The sequence below is a fragment of the Rhizobium pisi genome (assembly GCF_003938655.1).
Classification (GTDB): Bacteria; Pseudomonadota; Alphaproteobacteria; order Rhizobiales; family Rhizobiaceae; genus Rhizobium; species Rhizobium pisi.
The window spans coordinates 65789-80848 of the sequence record NZ_RJJT01000027.1 but is presented as its reverse complement, the minus strand read 5'-3'; the positions used below and the strand labels follow the sequence as shown (position 1 = coordinate 80848).

Below are 15060 nucleotides of genomic sequence, written 5' to 3'. Positions count from 1 at the left end.
CTTGCCGGTAAAGGAGGTATTCTTGACTTTGGTATAGGGCTTGAACCAGTCGATCCGCTTGCCGTGCTTGCCCCAGAACTTGTCCGGGTTTTCGACGCTTTCCTCGTACCATTTCAGGTACTTCTCCTTATCGATCAGGGCACGCGCCTTCACCGGCTTCTGCACCGGATAGATCTTCTCCGACATGGAACTCCTCCTCATGGGACATGCGACGGGCCAAGCGATCTATGAGGCCCGGATTCAATTCAGGGCAATTCATAGCAGGTCGCATCGTCACGGCAATTAGACGAAGGTCATTTGATTTCGGAAGAATTGCAATTCTGCGACAGTACGGTTATATAGCGGCATATTTCCCGGACATTGTGGTGACAATCCACGGACCGCGACCGGCGCGGACGATAGAAGGACTATATCCATGGCTCAAACACTGCTCATGCCGAAGGCGACCGCCATCTGGCTCGTCGACAACACGGCACTGTCTTTCGATCAGATTGCGCAGTTCTGCAAACTGCATCCGCTCGAAGTCAAGGCGATCGCCGACGGCGAAGCGGCGCAGGGCATCAAGGGCCTCGACCCGATCTCGACAGGACAGCTCTCGCGCGACGAAATTGCCCGCGCTGAAGCCAACCCGAACCACAAGCTGAAGCTTTCCGAGCCGAAGGTGCGCGTGCCGGAATCCAAACGCCGCGGCCCGCGTTATACGCCGGTTTCCAAGCGCCAGGACCGCCCGAACGCCATTCTCTGGCTCGTCCGCAACCATCCGGAACTGAAGGACGCGCAGATTTCCCGCCTCGTCGGAACGACGAAATCGACCATCGAGCAGATCCGCGAGCGCACGCACTGGAACTCCGCCAACCTCGCGCCGATGGATCCGGTCACGCTTGGCCTCTGCAGCCAGATCGATCTCGATATGGAAGTGGAAAAGGCTGCGAAGGGTCGTCCGCTGCCGACCGCTGCCGAGCTCGGCGCGACGCTGCAATCGGCCCAGGAGACCGAACGCCTGACCCCGAGCTACGAACGCGAAGAGGAAAAAGAAAAGGAAATCGACGCCGACGCCGTCTTCCGCAAGTTGAGCTCGCTTCGCTCGGCCCCGAAGGACGAAGACGAAGACGATCAGTACTGAGATATCAGCTGTCTCATCAAAACCCCGCCGAACCGGCGGGGTTTTTTGTTGGGGTTGGCTACTCGAGTTAGCTGCGGAACAGGGTGAGGATGTTCTGTGCGGAACTGTTGGCGATCGAGAGCGACTGGATGGCGAGCTGCTGCTGTGTCTGCAGCGCTGAAAGCTTGCTCGATTCCTCTTCCATATCGGCATCGACCAGGCGGCCGACGCCTGAATCGATCGAATCGTGAAGGCCGCTGACGAAGGTTTCCTGCAGCTGGATGCGGGTCGAGATCGAACCGAGAGCCGAACCGGCGGCAGTCATGGCACCGAAAACCAGCTCGACACCGGTCAAGGCTCCGTCGAGCTGGCCTTGCGTGAAAGTGCTGATGTCCAAAGCATAGATCGACGGCATGACGATAGCGACGCCGCCATAGGTTCCGTTGAAGGCGGTACCGATGATGCCGCTCGTGGTCTCGATCGCGCCGGTGGACGTCATGCCGAAGAGCACGTTTCCAAGCGTTCCTGAATCCAGCACGTAATCGGTCATCTTGACCGATACGGCATTGCTGCCGTCGCGCACGAAGGACGAGACGACGCTCTTGGTGCCGGAAGCGCCGGCGACCCAGTTTTCGCCGGAGAAGGAAGCCGATTGGGCAATGCTGAGCAGCTGCTGCTGCAGCTGACTGATTTCCTGCTGGATCTTCGTCTTGTCGACGCCCTTTTCCGTGGCGGCGACGATCTTCGCCTTGATTTCGCTGACGACATCGATCGCGCTGCTCATAGCCGAATAGGCGGTATCGACCTTGGCCGCGCCGAGGCCGAGAGCGTCGGAGACCGCCGAAAGCGCCTTGTTGTCGGAGCGCATGGTCGTTGCGATCGACCAGTAGGCGGCATTGTCGGCTGCTTTTTCGACACGGTAACCGGAGGAAACGCGACCCTGGGTGTCCTTGAGGCTATCGTTTACACCGCGCAAAGTCTGCAGCGCTGCCATGGCAGCGTTGTTCGTGAGGATGCTTGTCATGATCCGTTCCACAATCTGAAAAAGGGGCATTCCGGACTAAGCCGGTCACGGCGACCGCGTCATGCAAAGCCTGCTATGCAAGCTGTCACCGTTAACGAATCCTTGCGCAACATAGTTAACAATTTCTCAATTAGGCTTATCGAAAGCTTAATTTCACATCGGCAGGGAGCCGAAACCACGCCTGCGCAGCGCCTCGGCGATCTCCTCGAGAATCGCCGGATCGTCAATGGTTGCAGGCATTTTCCAGGGTATGCCGTCGGCAATTTTCTGCATCGTACCGCGCAGGATTTTGCCGGAGCGCGTTTTCGGCAATCGGTTAACGGTGATGGCCGTTTTGAAGGCGGCGACTGGCCCGATCGATTCGCGAATCATCGCCACGACCTCTGATTCGATCGCCGCCGTTTCACGGGAAACATGTCGTTTCAGCACCAGGAAACCGCAGGGTGCCTGCCCCTTCAGCGGATCGTTCACGCCGATGACCGCACATTCTGCGACATCGGGATGTCGCGCGCAGACTTCCTCCATCGCTCCCGTCGAAAGCCGATGACCGGCGCAATTGATGATGTCGTCGGTGCGCGACATGATGAAAAGGTAACCGTCCTCGTCGACATAACCGGCATCGGCCGTCTTGTAGTAACCGGGAAACTCGTCGAGATAGGCCGACCGGAAACGGTCGTCCGCCTTCCAGAGAGTCGGCAGGCAACCGGGCGGCAGCGGCAGTTTCACGACGATGTTGCCGAGCGTTCCCGCCTCGATCGGATGGCCGGCATCATCGAGCACCGCAATCTCATAACCGGGCATCGGCAGCGCCGGCGAACCGTGCCTGACCGGAAGGGCGCCGAGTCCGAGCGGGTTTGCGGCGATCGGCCAACCGGTCTCCGTCTGCCACCAATGATCGATGACGGGTATGCCGAGCATGCGCTCCGCCCACTTCAGCGTCTCCGGATCCGCCCTTTCGCCGGCGAGAAACAGCGCGCGGAAATCCGGCATCGGATATTGGCGTATCAATTCGCCGTCACCGTCCTCCCGCCGGATCGCACGGAAGGCGGTCGGCGCCGTGAAGAGCACGCGCACATGATGTTCCGAAACGACCCGCCAGAATGTGCCTGCATCCGGGGTTCCCACAGGTTTGCCCTCGAAGATCAGCGTCGTCACGCCTGCAATCAGCGGGGCATAGACGATGTAGGAATGCCCGACGACCCAGCCGATATCCGAAGCCGTCCAGAAGACCTCGCCCGGCTTCAAGCCATAGATATTCCGCATCGACCAGTTGAGCGCGACCATATGGCCGCCATTGTCGCGCACGACGCCCTTCGGCTGGCCTGTCGTGCCGGAGGTATAGAGGATGTAAAGGGGGTCGGTCGCCTTCACCGAAACACAGGCGATTTCGGCGCCGCGATGGCGCGCCACCGCTGCCTCGAAATCCTGATCGCGGCCGGCGACGAGATCAGCCCGAAGCTCCGGCCGCTGCAGCACCAGACAATGTTTCGGTTTCGCCCGTGCGATCTCGATCGCCTGGTCGACCAGCGGTTTGTAGGCGACGATGCGCCCGGGCTCGAGCCCGCAGCTCGCCGTGATCACCAGCTTCGCCTCGCTGTCGTCGATGCGCGCCGCAAGCTCGTTGGCGGCAAAGCCGCCGAAAACCACTGAATGAACCGCACCGATACGGGCGCAGGCGAGCATGGAAAACACCGCCTGCGGCACCATCGGCATATAGAGGATCACGCGGTCGCCGGTGCCGATACCAAGCTCGATCAGTGCCGCGGCAATGGCCTTCACTTCGCTGAGCACCTCGGCGTACGTGAAACGGCGCTTCTCACCGGTCATGGCACTGTCGAAGATGATCGCCGTCTCGTTGCCCCGCCCTGACGTCACATGCCTGTCCAGGCAATTATGGCAGGTATTGGTCTCGGCCGCTGCGAACCAGCGACCATAGACGCCATCATCGGGCGAAAATACCCGCTCAGGCGGCTTGAACCAGTCGATGCCGGTGGCAGCTTCCCGCCAGAAGGCTTCAGGATCGCGTTTCCAGGCCGCATAGGCCTGATGATAGCCGTTCTGCATCTGCTCCTCCCCAGGACAACGCAAACCTCGATATCAATCTAGTGCATGTCGCCCAAAAGTGTTGCAGCGGTTTTGGGGCAACGACATGTCGAGGCTTAGAGCGGGAGGAGGAGGACGGGAAGCCCGACCAAAGCAGGGTATCAGCGCACGCCGAAAATCGCCGATCCGACACGCACGCTGGTCGCGCCGAAGGCGATCGCCGTCTCGTAGTCGCCCGACATGCCCATGGAAAGCTTTTCGACGCCGCATTTGCGGGCGAGCTTTGCCAGCAGGGCGAAATGCGGCCCGGGATTTTCCTCGGCCGGCGGAATGCACATCAGTCCGTCGATGGAAAGGCCGAGCTCTTCGCGGCAGTGGGCGACGAAGGCCGGCACTTCCTCTGGAGCAATGCCCGCCTTCTGCGGTTCAAGCCCGGTATTGACCTCGACGTAAAGCCGCGGCGTTTTGCCCTGCCGCTTCATCTCCTCGGCAAGCGCGCGGGCGATCTTTTCCCGGTCCACCGTCTCGATCACATCGAAAAGCGCGACCGCATCCGCCGCCTTGTTCGATTGCAGCGGTCCGATCAGGTGTAGCTCGATATCCGGCTGCTCGGCCTTCAGCTCCGGCCATTTGCCTTGGCTTTCCTGCACCCTGTTTTCGCCGAAGACGCGCTGCCCGGCGTCGATGGCCGGACGGATCGCATCCGCCTCGAACGTCTTCGACACGGCGACGAGCTCAACGGAACCCGCCGGGCGGCCCGCCTCGCGTTCGCCTGCCGCAATCCGCAACCGCACCTCGTTCAAGCGCTCTTGAAGTTCCATCGTTCCGCCTCGACATACCACCATGAAAGGATGGGAATGAACTAACCAGCCATTCTGTGCTTGCCAAGACCCGCCTTCCACGAAATCGCCTGACCGGCATGCAGATCGAGCGCCCACAGCGCCTGCAAAACTTGACGCTACGATGGTTTCATGGTGAAGGTCTCGGCCAACTCCCCTGATTTTCCGGAAATACGAATACCATGGCCACCGAACGTTATAATCCGCGCGATGCCGAGCCCCGTTGGCAGCAGAAATGGAACGAAGACAAGGTCTTCGAGACCGACAACGCCGATCCGCGCGAAAAATACTACGTCCTCGAAATGTTCCCCTATCCGTCGGGGCGCATTCACATGGGCCACGTCCGCAACTACGCCATGGGTGATGTTGTCGCCCGCTACAAGCGCGCCCGCGGCTACAACGTGCTGCATCCGATGGGTTGGGACGCTTTCGGCATGCCGGCGGAAAACGCCGCCATGGAGCGCGGCGTGCATCCCGCCTCCTGGACCTACCAGAACATCGGCTCGATGAAGGCGCAGCTGAAGGCCATGGGGCTTTCGTTGGACTGGAGCCGCGAGTTCGCCACCTGCGACGTCGAATATTACCAGCACCAGCAGCATCTCTTCCTGGATTTCCTGGAAAAGGGGCTCGTCTATCGCAAGCAGTCGAAGGTGAACTGGGATCCTGTCGATAATACCGTGCTTGCCAATGAACAGGTGATCGACGGCCGCGGCTGGCGCTCCGGTGCGCTGGTCGAACAGCGCGAACTGACGCAATGGTTCTTCAAGATCACCGATTTCAGCCAAGACCTGCTGGACGCGCTGGATACGCTCGACCAGTGGCCGGAAAAAGTGCGCCTGATGCAGAAGAACTGGATCGGTCGGTCGGAAGGCCTGACGATCCGCTGGGAGATCGTACCGGAAACGGCGCCCGCCGGCGAAACCGAAATCACGGTCTATACGACCCGGCCGGACACGCTGTTCGGCGCCTCCTTCCTGGCGATTGCCGCCGATCATCCGCTGGCAAAGGATGCTGCCGCGAAGAATGCCGATATCGAAGCCTTCTGCGAGGAGTGCCGCCGCGCCGGCACCTCGCTCGCCGCACTCGAAACCGCTGAAAAGAAGGGCCTGGATACCGGCATTCGCGTCAGGCATCCGCTCGACCCCTCCTGGGAGCTGCCCGTCTACATCGCCAATTTCGTCCTGATGGACTATGGCACGGGCGCGATCTTCGGCTGCCCCTCCGGCGACCAGCGTGACCTTGATTTTGCACGGAAATACGGCCTGCCGGTCGTGCCGGTCATCATGCCGGCGGATGGTGATGCCACAAGCTTTGCCGTCGGCGATACCGCCTACGACGGCGAAGGCGTGATGATCAATTCGCGCTTCCTCGATGGCAAGACGACGGACGAAGCCTTCAATATCGTTGCCGATCGGCTGTCCGCCGCTTCGCTCGACAACGCGCCGCAGGGCGAGCGGAAAGTCAATTTCCGCCTGCGCGACTGGGGTATTTCGCGCCAGCGCTATTGGGGCTGCCCGATCCCGGTCATTCACTGCGATGCTTGCGGCGTCGTGCCGGTGCCGAAGAAGGATCTGCCCGTGAAGCTGCCGGAGGACGTGACCTTCGACCAGCCCGGCAATCCGCTCGACCGTCATCCGACCTGGCGCCAGGTCTCCTGCCCGAACTGCGCTAGGGATGCACGCCGCGAGACAGACACGATGGACACTTTCGTCGATTCGAGCTGGTATTTCACTCGCTTTACCGCGCCCTGGGAAGGAAATCCGACAGATCCTGAGGCGGCTAACCGTTGGCTGCCGGTCGACCAGTATATCGGCGGTATCGAGCATGCGATCCTGCATCTGCTCTATTCCCGCTTCTTCACCCGCGCCATGCGCGAGACCGGCCATGTCGCTGCCACCGAGCCTTTCAAGGGTCTCTTCACGCAAGGCATGGTGGTGCACGAAACCTATAGCCGCGGGGCCGGCGCCGGCCGCGAATGGGTCGCACCCGCCGACATCCGCATCGAGGAACTTGACGGCAAACGCCGCGCCTATCTGCTGACGACGAGCGAAGAAGTCGCCATCGGCTCGATCGAGAAGATGTCGAAATCGAAGAAGAACGTCGTTGATCCCGACGATATCATCGCCTCCTACGGCGCCGATACCGCCCGCTTCTTCGTTCTCTCCGACTCCCCGCCGGAGCGCGACGTCATCTGGTCCGAGGCAGGCGTCGAAGGCGCCCATCGTTTCACTCAGCGCCTGTGGCGTCTGATTTCGGAAGCGGCGGAAGCCTTGTCCGCCGTGGCGCCAACGCCTGCAGGCGATGGGGAAGCGCTCGCGATCTCGCAGGTCGCGCACAAGACCCTGAAGGCTGTCCAGTACGACTACGATAAGCTCTGGTTCAACAAAGCCGTTGCCCGCATCTATGAACTGGTCAACGCGCTGGCCGCACCGCTGACGAAGGTCGCAGCCGGCGAGGGCGATGCCGCCTATCGCGCGGCAGTGCGAGAGGCTGCCGAAATCCTGATCCAGCTCGTCGCGCCGATGACCCCGCATCTTGCCGAAGAGTGCTGGTCGGCGCTCGGCAATGAAGGGCTGCTTGCTCGTACAAGCTGGCCGCGCTACGACGAGACGCTCGTGGTGGAAAACGACGTTGTCCTGCCCGTGCAGATCAACGGCAAGAAGCGCGCTGAATTGACAATTTCTCGCGACGCAGATCAGAATGCCGTCACCGACGCCGTGCTGGATCTGGAGGCGGTGAAGAACGCGCTGAACGGGCAGGCACCGAAGAAGATCATCGTGGTTCCCCAAAGGATTGTGAACATTGTCGTTTGATATCGCTTGCAAGCTGGCTCGCAATGCCGGCATCGCCATGATCCTTTCCTCCGCGGCTTTTCTCTCTGCCTGCCAGGTCCGGCCGCTGTACTCCGAAAGCTCCGGCGTCGTTGAGAAACTTTCCTCCGTCGGCTTCTCAGAAGCGACCAGCCGGGTCGAACAGCAAGTTCGCAACCGGCTGATCTTCCTTGCGTCGCGCGGTGCCGGCGAAGCGGTAAACCCGCAATATCGGGTCGAGATACGCGCCGCGTCGGCTGTGGCCGACACGCTGCTGGCAAAATCGGGCGATACGTCGAAAGCCGGCCGCGTGACGGTCAACGTCATTTACACGCTGCGCGCCGTGGCCGACAGCCACATCATCAAGGCCGGCAGCCGCCAGGCTACGGCCCTGGTGGATTTCTCCGAACAGGAATTCGCCAAGCAAAGGGCGATCCGCGATGCCGAAAACCGCGCCGCGGATCAGGCGGCGGAATTCGTAGGGGCCGATATCGCCGCTGCCCTCAGCCGCTGAGGGCGGGGATGTGGCAGAGATAAAGTCCCACGAATTCGAAAGCTTTCTGCAGAAATCGGCGCGGAACTATCGGATCTATGTCATTTACGGCCCGGATCGCGGCCTCGTATCCGAACGTGCGGGATTGCTTGCCGGCAAGACCGGTGTTGCTCTGGATGATCCATTCTCTCTTACGAAACTCGATGTCGGCGATCTGCAGAAGGATCCGGGACGGTTGGTCGACGAAGCCCATTCGATCGGTCTGTTCGGTGGCGAAAAACTGATCTGGATTCGCGGCGCCGCCAACGAGAAATATCTTGTCGATTCGCTGGCGCTGCTGGCCGAAAAGCCGCTCGAAGCGGCCTATCTGATCGTGGAGGCGGGCGATCTCAAGAAAGGGTCGCTGCTTCGCAAGACCGCGGAAGCGGCGCGCTCTGTCATGACAATCCCCTCTTATGCCGATGATAGCCGCGCCCTGAATGGCTTGATCGACGCCGAACTCGGCGCGGAAAAGCTCGGCATTACGCCTGCAGCGCGCCAGGCGCTCGTCGCGTTGATCGGCGGCGATCGTATTGCCTCCCGAAACGAAGTACGCAAGCTTGCGCTTTATTGTCGGGGCCTTGACACGATCGAGGAACATCACGTTACCGAAATAATCGGCGATGCCAGCGCGATCTCCGTGGATGATGCCGTCGATGCGATTTTGAGCGGCGATCTGAATGCTTTTCTGCACGCCATGCAGAAGATCAGCAGCTCAAAGACCGCGATCTTTCTCGTGCTGCAGGCATGCCTGAAGCAGTTTCAGCTTTTGGATACGATGCGCGCCGAGATGGAAGAAAAACGCCTGCAGGCGCCACAAGTCATGCAGACAATGGGCCGGCATCTGCATTTCCGTCGAAAGCCAATTATCGAACAGGCCCTGCGCCAGTGGACTGCGGAAAGCATAGCGCGTGAATCCAATCGTCTGCAAGCCGCAATTCTGCAAAGCCGACGACGTCAAGTTCTGGAAGACAGCGTCGCGATGCAAACGCTTCTTTCCACCACCCTTCAATCCGGTCGCAAATCGGCCTGACTAGCGTCTTTCGAGCAAACGGCAGATCTCTTCGAGCTGCTCCAGGGACTTGTAGGAAATTTTGATCTGGCCGCCACCTGCCTTGTGATTGATCGCAACCTCAAGACCGAGCGCGTCGGACAGTGTGCGCTCCAAAGCCAGCGTATCGGAATCCTTCTGATCGCGTCGCGCGGCCGGATGCTGCGGCTCCGATTGCGCCTTAATATTGTTTTGGGCAAGCTTTTCCGCGTCGCGCACCGACATGCCCTTCGCAACGATCGTGCGGGCCAGACTCGCCGGATCAGAGGTCGAAACAAGCGCACGGGCATGTCCAGCCGACAGACTTCCGGCCGCGAGCAGATCGCGAACCGGATCGGGCAGCTTCAGCAGACGCAATGAATTGGCGACATGGCTGCGGCTTTTGCCGATGATTTCGCCGAGGTCGTTCTGGGTATAGCCATACTCCGCGATCAGCTGCTCATACCCCAAAGCCTCTTCGAGAGCGTTGAGGTCCGCCCGCTGGACGTTTTCGACAATGGCGATTTCGAGCGCCGTCTTGTCATCGACATCCCGGATAATGACCGGGATCTCAATCAGCCCAGCAAGCTGGGCCGCTCGCCAACGCCGCTCGCCGGCAATGATTTCATACTGGTCTCGTGACATCGTCCGCACCACGATCGGCTGGACGATACCGTGCTGGCGAATGGAACTGGCGAGATCATGCAGCTCGGTGTCATCGAAGAAACGACGAGGATTGCGAGGGTTCCGGCTGACGAACTCGATCGGAATCATTCTGTCGGCGCTGACAGTCCGCTCGGCCTCTACCGGGACCGGTTGATCCATTTCGCCAATCAGTGCCGCAAGACCGCGACCCAAGCGTCTTTTCGATACATCGTCATTCATGACCTAAACCCTACACCTCATGCAATGATATCAGGCAGCCAGTCTTTGGCGTTCCCGCTGGATAACCTCGGAAGCCAGCTGGAGATAGGCCTGGCTGCCCGCGCATTTCAGATCATAGAGAATGGCAGGCTTGCCATAGGATGGCGCCTCCGAAACCCGGACGTTGCGCGGAATTAACGTGTGGTAAACCTTTTCCCCGAGATGCGTGCGCACGTCATTGACCACCTGCTGAGCAAGATTGTTGCGCGCGTCGAACATCGTCAAAACGATGCCCTGAATATCCAGCCGTGGATTGACGGTTCGGCGAACCTGGCTGACAGTCTCGAGCAACTGGCTCAACCCTTCCAGGGCAAAGAATTCACATTGCAGCGGCACCAGCACGGAGTGGGCGGCCGCCATGGCATTCATCGTCAGCAGATTGAATGAGGGCGGGCAGTCCAAAAGGATATAGGAAAACGCCATCGCCTCCGGCGTCGACAGCGCCTTCCGCAATTTGAAAACGCGATCGCTCTGCTGCGCGATCTCCATCTCGATGCCGAGCAGATCCATCGTCGACGGAACGATGAAGAGGTTGGGCACCGCGGTTTCGAGCGTTACCTCGCTGATGCCGCGATCACCAACCATCAGGTCGTAGGAGGAGAGTTTGCGATTGCGGCGGTCGATACCGAGGCCGGTGCTGGCATTGCCTTGTGGATCGAGATCTATGATTAAGACCCGCTCTCCAATAGCGGCAAGTGCCGTTGCCAGGTTGATTGCGGTGGTCGTTTTACCAACACCACCCTTCTGATTTGCGATGGTGATAATCCGATGTCGTTCGCCAGCCATTGCCGCAATATCCGATCTGTTAAACCAAGCGCCGGAGATTTGATATTTCCAAAATAACAGATTCCTGCTCGACGGCGCTCTTATGTTCTAGCAGATCGAATTCCCACCGACCATGTGCTTTGTCGATTTCCCTCAGGTAATCCCGGCCTTTATGAAAAAAGCCGCGACAATTTTCCTTGCCAAGCATCCAGGGCGCCGAATACCCGATGAGCCCATCAAGATCGGCTAGGGCTCTCGCGGAGATCGCCCCGCATTCGCCGATTTCCGCATGCGCCTCCTCGATTCGAATGGCATGCACACTCCCACGCGCATCCGTCTCGCGCAGCGCCGTTCGCAGGAAGGCCGCCTTCTTGTGGTTGCTTTCGACCAGATGCACCCATCCGTTCTGTAGTTCGGCCAAGAAAATCGCCGTAATGACACCGGGGAACCCACCGCCGCTTCCCAGATCGACCCAAGTAACCGGCTCAGGATGGATCTGGAAGATCTGGCTGCTGTCCGCGATGTGCCGGCGCCATAAATCATCGAGTGTCGATGGAGCCACCAGATTGATGGTTTTGGCCCACTTCTGAAAGAGCACCGCGAAGTGGCTAAGCCGCTCCTGTGTTTCACGTGAAACACGCAAACCGTTTAATTCCATTATGAGGGACTCTCAGATCTTGTATTAGGCGCTATGCCGCTCGTGAATTCAGCCGACGCAGATGCACAAGCAGCAACGCAATCGCCGCCGGTGTCATTCCCTCGACAACGGCTGCCTGGGCGATGTTAAAAGGTCGAGCTGCGTCAAGTTTCGCTTTGAGCTCGTTGGAAAGGCCGGAGAGACCGGTGTAGTCGAAATCCGACGGGATCTGCCGTTGCTCGTCACGTTGCTGATCGGCGATCGCTGTGGCCTGCCGATCAAGGTAAACCGAATAACCTGCTTCGATCTCCAATGCCTCTGCGACCTTCGGCGCGATCGCCCCGAACGTCTCAGGCCAAACGCGTTGAAGTTCGGCAAAATTATAGTTCGGATAGGACAACAGATCATAGGCCGTGCGGCGCTGCCCATCCAGATTGATATTCAAACCCGCACGTCGTGCCTCGTTTGGCGTCACCGCCAGTGATGTCAACAGCGCCCGGCCAGCCTCAATTTCTGCCTGATAGGATGTAAATCGCTGCGTGCGTTCACCGCTGACACAGCCAAGCTGCATCGCCAGCGGCGTCAACCGCATGTCGGCATTGTCTGCCCGCAGGGTCAATCTGTATTCCGCCCTCGATGTAAACATTCGATACGGTTCCGTAACGCCGCGGGAGGTCAGGTCGTCGATCATCACCCCGATATAAGAGCTCGTCCGGCTAAAATGAAACGGAACCGAATCGCTGCTTTGCAATGCAGCATTCAGCCCCGCGGCCAGTCCCTGGGCCGCTGCCTCTTCGTAACCGGTGGTGCCGTTGATCTGGCCGGCCAGAAACAGCCCCTTCAATCGCTTGACCTCAAGCGAGGGCGTCAACTCCCTCGGGTCGACATGGTCATATTCGATAGCATAACCCGGCTGCAGTATTGTTGCTTTCTCAAGACCGGGAATGGTCTTGATGAAATCCGCTTGGACCTCTGCCGGCAGAGACGTCGAAATCCCGTTAGGATAGACGGTGTCATCGTCCAGCCCTTCAGGCTCCAGGAAGACCTGGTGTCCATCCCGCTCTCCGAACTTGACCAGCTTGTCCTCGATCGAGGGGCAATATCTTGGTCCGACCCCTTCGATCTGTCCCGAATACATCGCCGAACGCATGATATTCTCGACAATGATACGATGCGTCGCTTCGGTCGTCCGGGTCACCCCACATTCGATTTGGGGCGTGATAATCTCGTCGGTCATGAACGAGAAGGGAATGAACTCCTCGTCAGCGCCCTGCCTGCCTACCGATTGCCAATCGATCGTCTTTCCATCCAGCCGGGCAGGCGTTCCGGTCTTCAAACGTCCCAGCCGCAATCCCAGTCGCGCCAGCGTCGCGGACAGTCCGATCGACGGTGCTTCACCGACGCGGCCGGCGGGGGTTTTGTTCGACCCGATGTGAATGAGACCGCGAAGAAAGGTTCCCGTCGTTAAAACCACCGCCGGCGTCTTGAAGGTGCGACCATCCTTCATGATCACCCCAGCCACGCGGCCCTCGACAACATCCAGATCAAACGCATCACCTTCGACGATATCCAGGCCGGGTGTTGCCTCGATCGCCGCCAGCATCGCCAGGCGATAGAGCTTTCGGTCAGCCTGTGTCCGCGGCCCCCGGACGGCTGCGCCCTTCTTCTTGTTCAGCATCCTGAACTGAATTCCGGCGACATCGGCAATACGGCCCATCAGACCGTCCATGGCGTCAATCTCTCGAACAAGATGACCCTTGCCAAGCCCGCCAATGGCAGGATTGCATGACATGACACCGATCGTATCGCGTCTATGCGTCACGAGCGCAGTCTTTGCCCCCAGGCGCGCGGCGGCGCTGGCAGCCTCCGACCCCGCATGGCCGCCGCCGATCACGATCACATCATAGACTTTATCGGTCATTCCAAAGCTCCAATTCCAGCAGGCGTTTCACGTGAAACCTGAGAGACGCCTGGCCCGAAAGGTTTCACGTGAATCATTTGCCGATGCAGAACTCCGAGAAGATCACACCAAGCAGCTGTTCGACATCCACTCTTCCTGTGATCCTACCCAAATAGTCGGCAGCAATTCGAAGCTGCTCGGTTCGCAGCTCGAGGTTCACATCTGTTTGCGAAATTGCCGCGTCCAGTGCCGCCAAACATTTCGTCAGCGAATCCTTATGCCGTTGCCGGCTGGGGATTGCCATGGACAAGCCGCCAAAACGCTCTGCGACGACGCTTCCAATCAGCTGCCGCAATTCCGGCAAACCATCACCTGTCGCCGTCGAAATCTGCAGATCATAGTGATCGGACGCGGTATCGACGAGATCCCTCTTGGTTCCGACAGTAACATGCGGAGAACTCCGCTCCAAGTCGCCTGGCATCACGGGATTCGTCATGTCGACCAGCAGCAGAACAAGATCGGCATCACGAAGCGCGATACGCGCGCGCCGCACGCCTTCCATCTCCACCCTGTCTTCCGCCGCGCGAAGACCGGCGGTATCATAAAGCTTGATCAGATACCCGCCGATGTCGAGATCCGCCTGCAGCACGTCGCGTGTCGTTCCGGCGATATCGGTGACGATCGCCACGTCACGACGCGCCAGGGCATTGAGCAGGCTTGATTTGCCGGCATTCGGGGCCCCGGCGATAACGACCTTGAACCCATCCCTAATGATCTCGCCGGCCGAGGCGGCTTGGAGGTGCTGCTCGATATCGCCGCGAAGCTTCTCCATATCGGTCCAGACCATATCCGACACCGAACCTGGAACATCGTCCTCGTCGGGAAAATCAAGTTCCGCTTCGACAAGAGCCCGCGCGCGGGTCAATCGTTCCGCCCACGAATCGTAAATAGTTGAGAGCCCGCCCGCGCTATGTTCAACGGCAAGGCGCCGTTGCATTTCCGTTTCGGCGCCGATGAGATCGGCTAATCCTTCAACCTCAACGAGGTCAAGCTTGCCGTTTTCGAAGGCCCGCCGGGAGAATTCGCCCTCGACGGCCATCCGAACGCCCTTAATATCCCCAAGCGCGTGAAACAGCGCCGCCAGCACGGCTTTACTACCATGGATCTGCAGTTCGGCAACGTCCTCGCCAGTAAACGAGTTGGGCGCGGGAAAAAATAGCACCAAACCACTGTCTATCGGCTGGTTGTTACGAGTCCGAATCGTTCGGTAAGTAGCAATTCGATCGACGGGAACAGACCCGATGAGATGCACCAACACATCTCTGGTCAGTGGTCCGCTGATGCGAACGACCGAAACACCCGAAGGCGGCGCGCCGCTCGAAAGGGCGTATATGGTGTCATTCTGCATGGCGATACCGTCTGATCTACCGGGTTGAGTCCGAATCAATCTCTCT

The 15060-nt window shown here is 59.4% G+C and carries 12 protein-coding genes and 1 pseudogene; 4 read left to right on the top strand and 9 right to left on the bottom strand.

What is annotated here, in order from left to right; translation table 11 throughout:
• Nucleotides 1-186 (bottom strand): acetyl-coenzyme A synthetase N-terminal domain-containing protein (locus EFD55_RS28330; protein ID WP_148102913.1); only part of this gene is annotated, 186 nt, incomplete at its 3' end.
• A gap of 229 nt (nucleotides 187-415) precedes the next feature.
• Between EFD55_RS28330 and EFD55_RS28325 the strand changes: the two genes are divergently transcribed.
• Nucleotides 416-1123: a DUF1013 domain-containing protein gene (locus EFD55_RS28325; protein ID WP_125849737.1), complete on the top strand. Its 708-nt coding sequence runs from the start codon at nucleotides 416-418 to the stop codon at nucleotides 1121-1123.
• Nucleotides 1124-1190: 67 nt separating this feature from the next.
• Here EFD55_RS28325 and EFD55_RS28320 read toward each other — a convergent pair whose 3' ends face one another.
• From EFD55_RS28320 to EFD55_RS28310, 3 genes are all read right to left on the bottom strand, one after another.
• Nucleotides 1191-2126 carry a flagellin N-terminal helical domain-containing protein gene (locus EFD55_RS28320; RefSeq protein ID WP_125849735.1) on the bottom strand — a complete coding sequence of 312 codons (936 nt, stop codon included), beginning with the start codon at nucleotides 2124-2126 and terminating at the stop codon, nucleotides 1191-1193.
• 153 nt (nucleotides 2127-2279) lie between these two features.
• A complete protein-coding gene (locus tag EFD55_RS28315) occupies nucleotides 2280-4190 on the bottom strand; it encodes a propionyl-CoA synthetase (RefSeq protein WP_125849733.1) in 1911 nt (636 codons plus the stop codon).
• Nucleotides 4191-4330: 140 nt separating this feature from the next.
• Nucleotides 4331-4990, bottom strand: a complete 660-nt coding sequence (locus tag EFD55_RS28310) for a YggS family pyridoxal phosphate-dependent enzyme (RefSeq protein ID WP_125849731.1) — start codon at nucleotides 4988-4990, stop codon at nucleotides 4331-4333.
• Nucleotides 4991-5190: 200 nt separating this feature from the next.
• Here EFD55_RS28310 and leuS point away from each other — a divergent pair, with 200 nt between their 5' ends.
• From leuS to holA, 3 genes are read left to right on the top strand one after another with little or no spacing between them, the layout of a single operon-like run.
• A complete protein-coding gene (gene leuS / locus EFD55_RS28305) occupies nucleotides 5191-7821 on the top strand; it encodes a leucine--tRNA ligase (protein ID WP_125849729.1) in 2631 nt (876 codons plus the stop codon).
• A complete protein-coding gene (locus EFD55_RS28300) occupies nucleotides 7811-8332 on the top strand; it encodes an LPS assembly lipoprotein LptE (RefSeq protein WP_125849727.1) in 522 nt (173 codons plus the stop codon). The genes leuS and EFD55_RS28300 overlap by 11 nt, the downstream gene beginning before the upstream one ends.
• A 10-nt stretch (nucleotides 8333-8342) precedes the next feature.
• Nucleotides 8343-9383: a DNA polymerase III subunit delta gene (gene holA, locus EFD55_RS28295; RefSeq protein WP_125849725.1), complete on the top strand. Its 1041-nt coding sequence runs from the start codon at nucleotides 8343-8345 to the stop codon at nucleotides 9381-9383.
• Here the strand turns inward: holA and EFD55_RS28290 are convergent, their stop codons facing one another.
• The 5 genes and pseudogenes from EFD55_RS28290 to mnmE form a co-directional block, all read right to left on the bottom strand.
• Nucleotides 9384-10265, bottom strand: coding sequence for a ParB/RepB/Spo0J family partition protein (locus EFD55_RS28290; RefSeq protein ID WP_125849723.1), 882 nt, complete (start codon nucleotides 10263-10265; stop codon nucleotides 9384-9386).
• Between the two features lie 30 nt (nucleotides 10266-10295).
• Nucleotides 10296-11090, bottom strand: coding sequence for a ParA family protein (locus EFD55_RS28285; RefSeq protein ID WP_125849721.1), 795 nt, complete (start codon nucleotides 11088-11090; stop codon nucleotides 10296-10298).
• A gap of 19 nt (nucleotides 11091-11109) precedes the next feature.
• Nucleotides 11110-11727, bottom strand: coding sequence for a 16S rRNA (guanine(527)-N(7))-methyltransferase RsmG (rsmG, locus tag EFD55_RS28280; RefSeq protein WP_125849719.1), 618 nt, complete (start codon nucleotides 11725-11727; stop codon nucleotides 11110-11112).
• Between the two features lie 24 nt (nucleotides 11728-11751).
• Nucleotides 11752-13627, bottom strand: a pseudogene (mnmG, locus tag EFD55_RS28275) (tRNA uridine-5-carboxymethylaminomethyl(34) synthesis enzyme MnmG).
• A gap of 73 nt (nucleotides 13628-13700) precedes the next feature.
• Nucleotides 13701-15020: a tRNA uridine-5-carboxymethylaminomethyl(34) synthesis GTPase MnmE gene (gene mnmE, locus EFD55_RS28270; RefSeq protein WP_183736867.1), complete on the bottom strand. Its 1320-nt coding sequence runs from the start codon at nucleotides 15018-15020 to the stop codon at nucleotides 13701-13703.
• Between the last annotated feature and the right edge of the window lie 40 nt (nucleotides 15021-15060).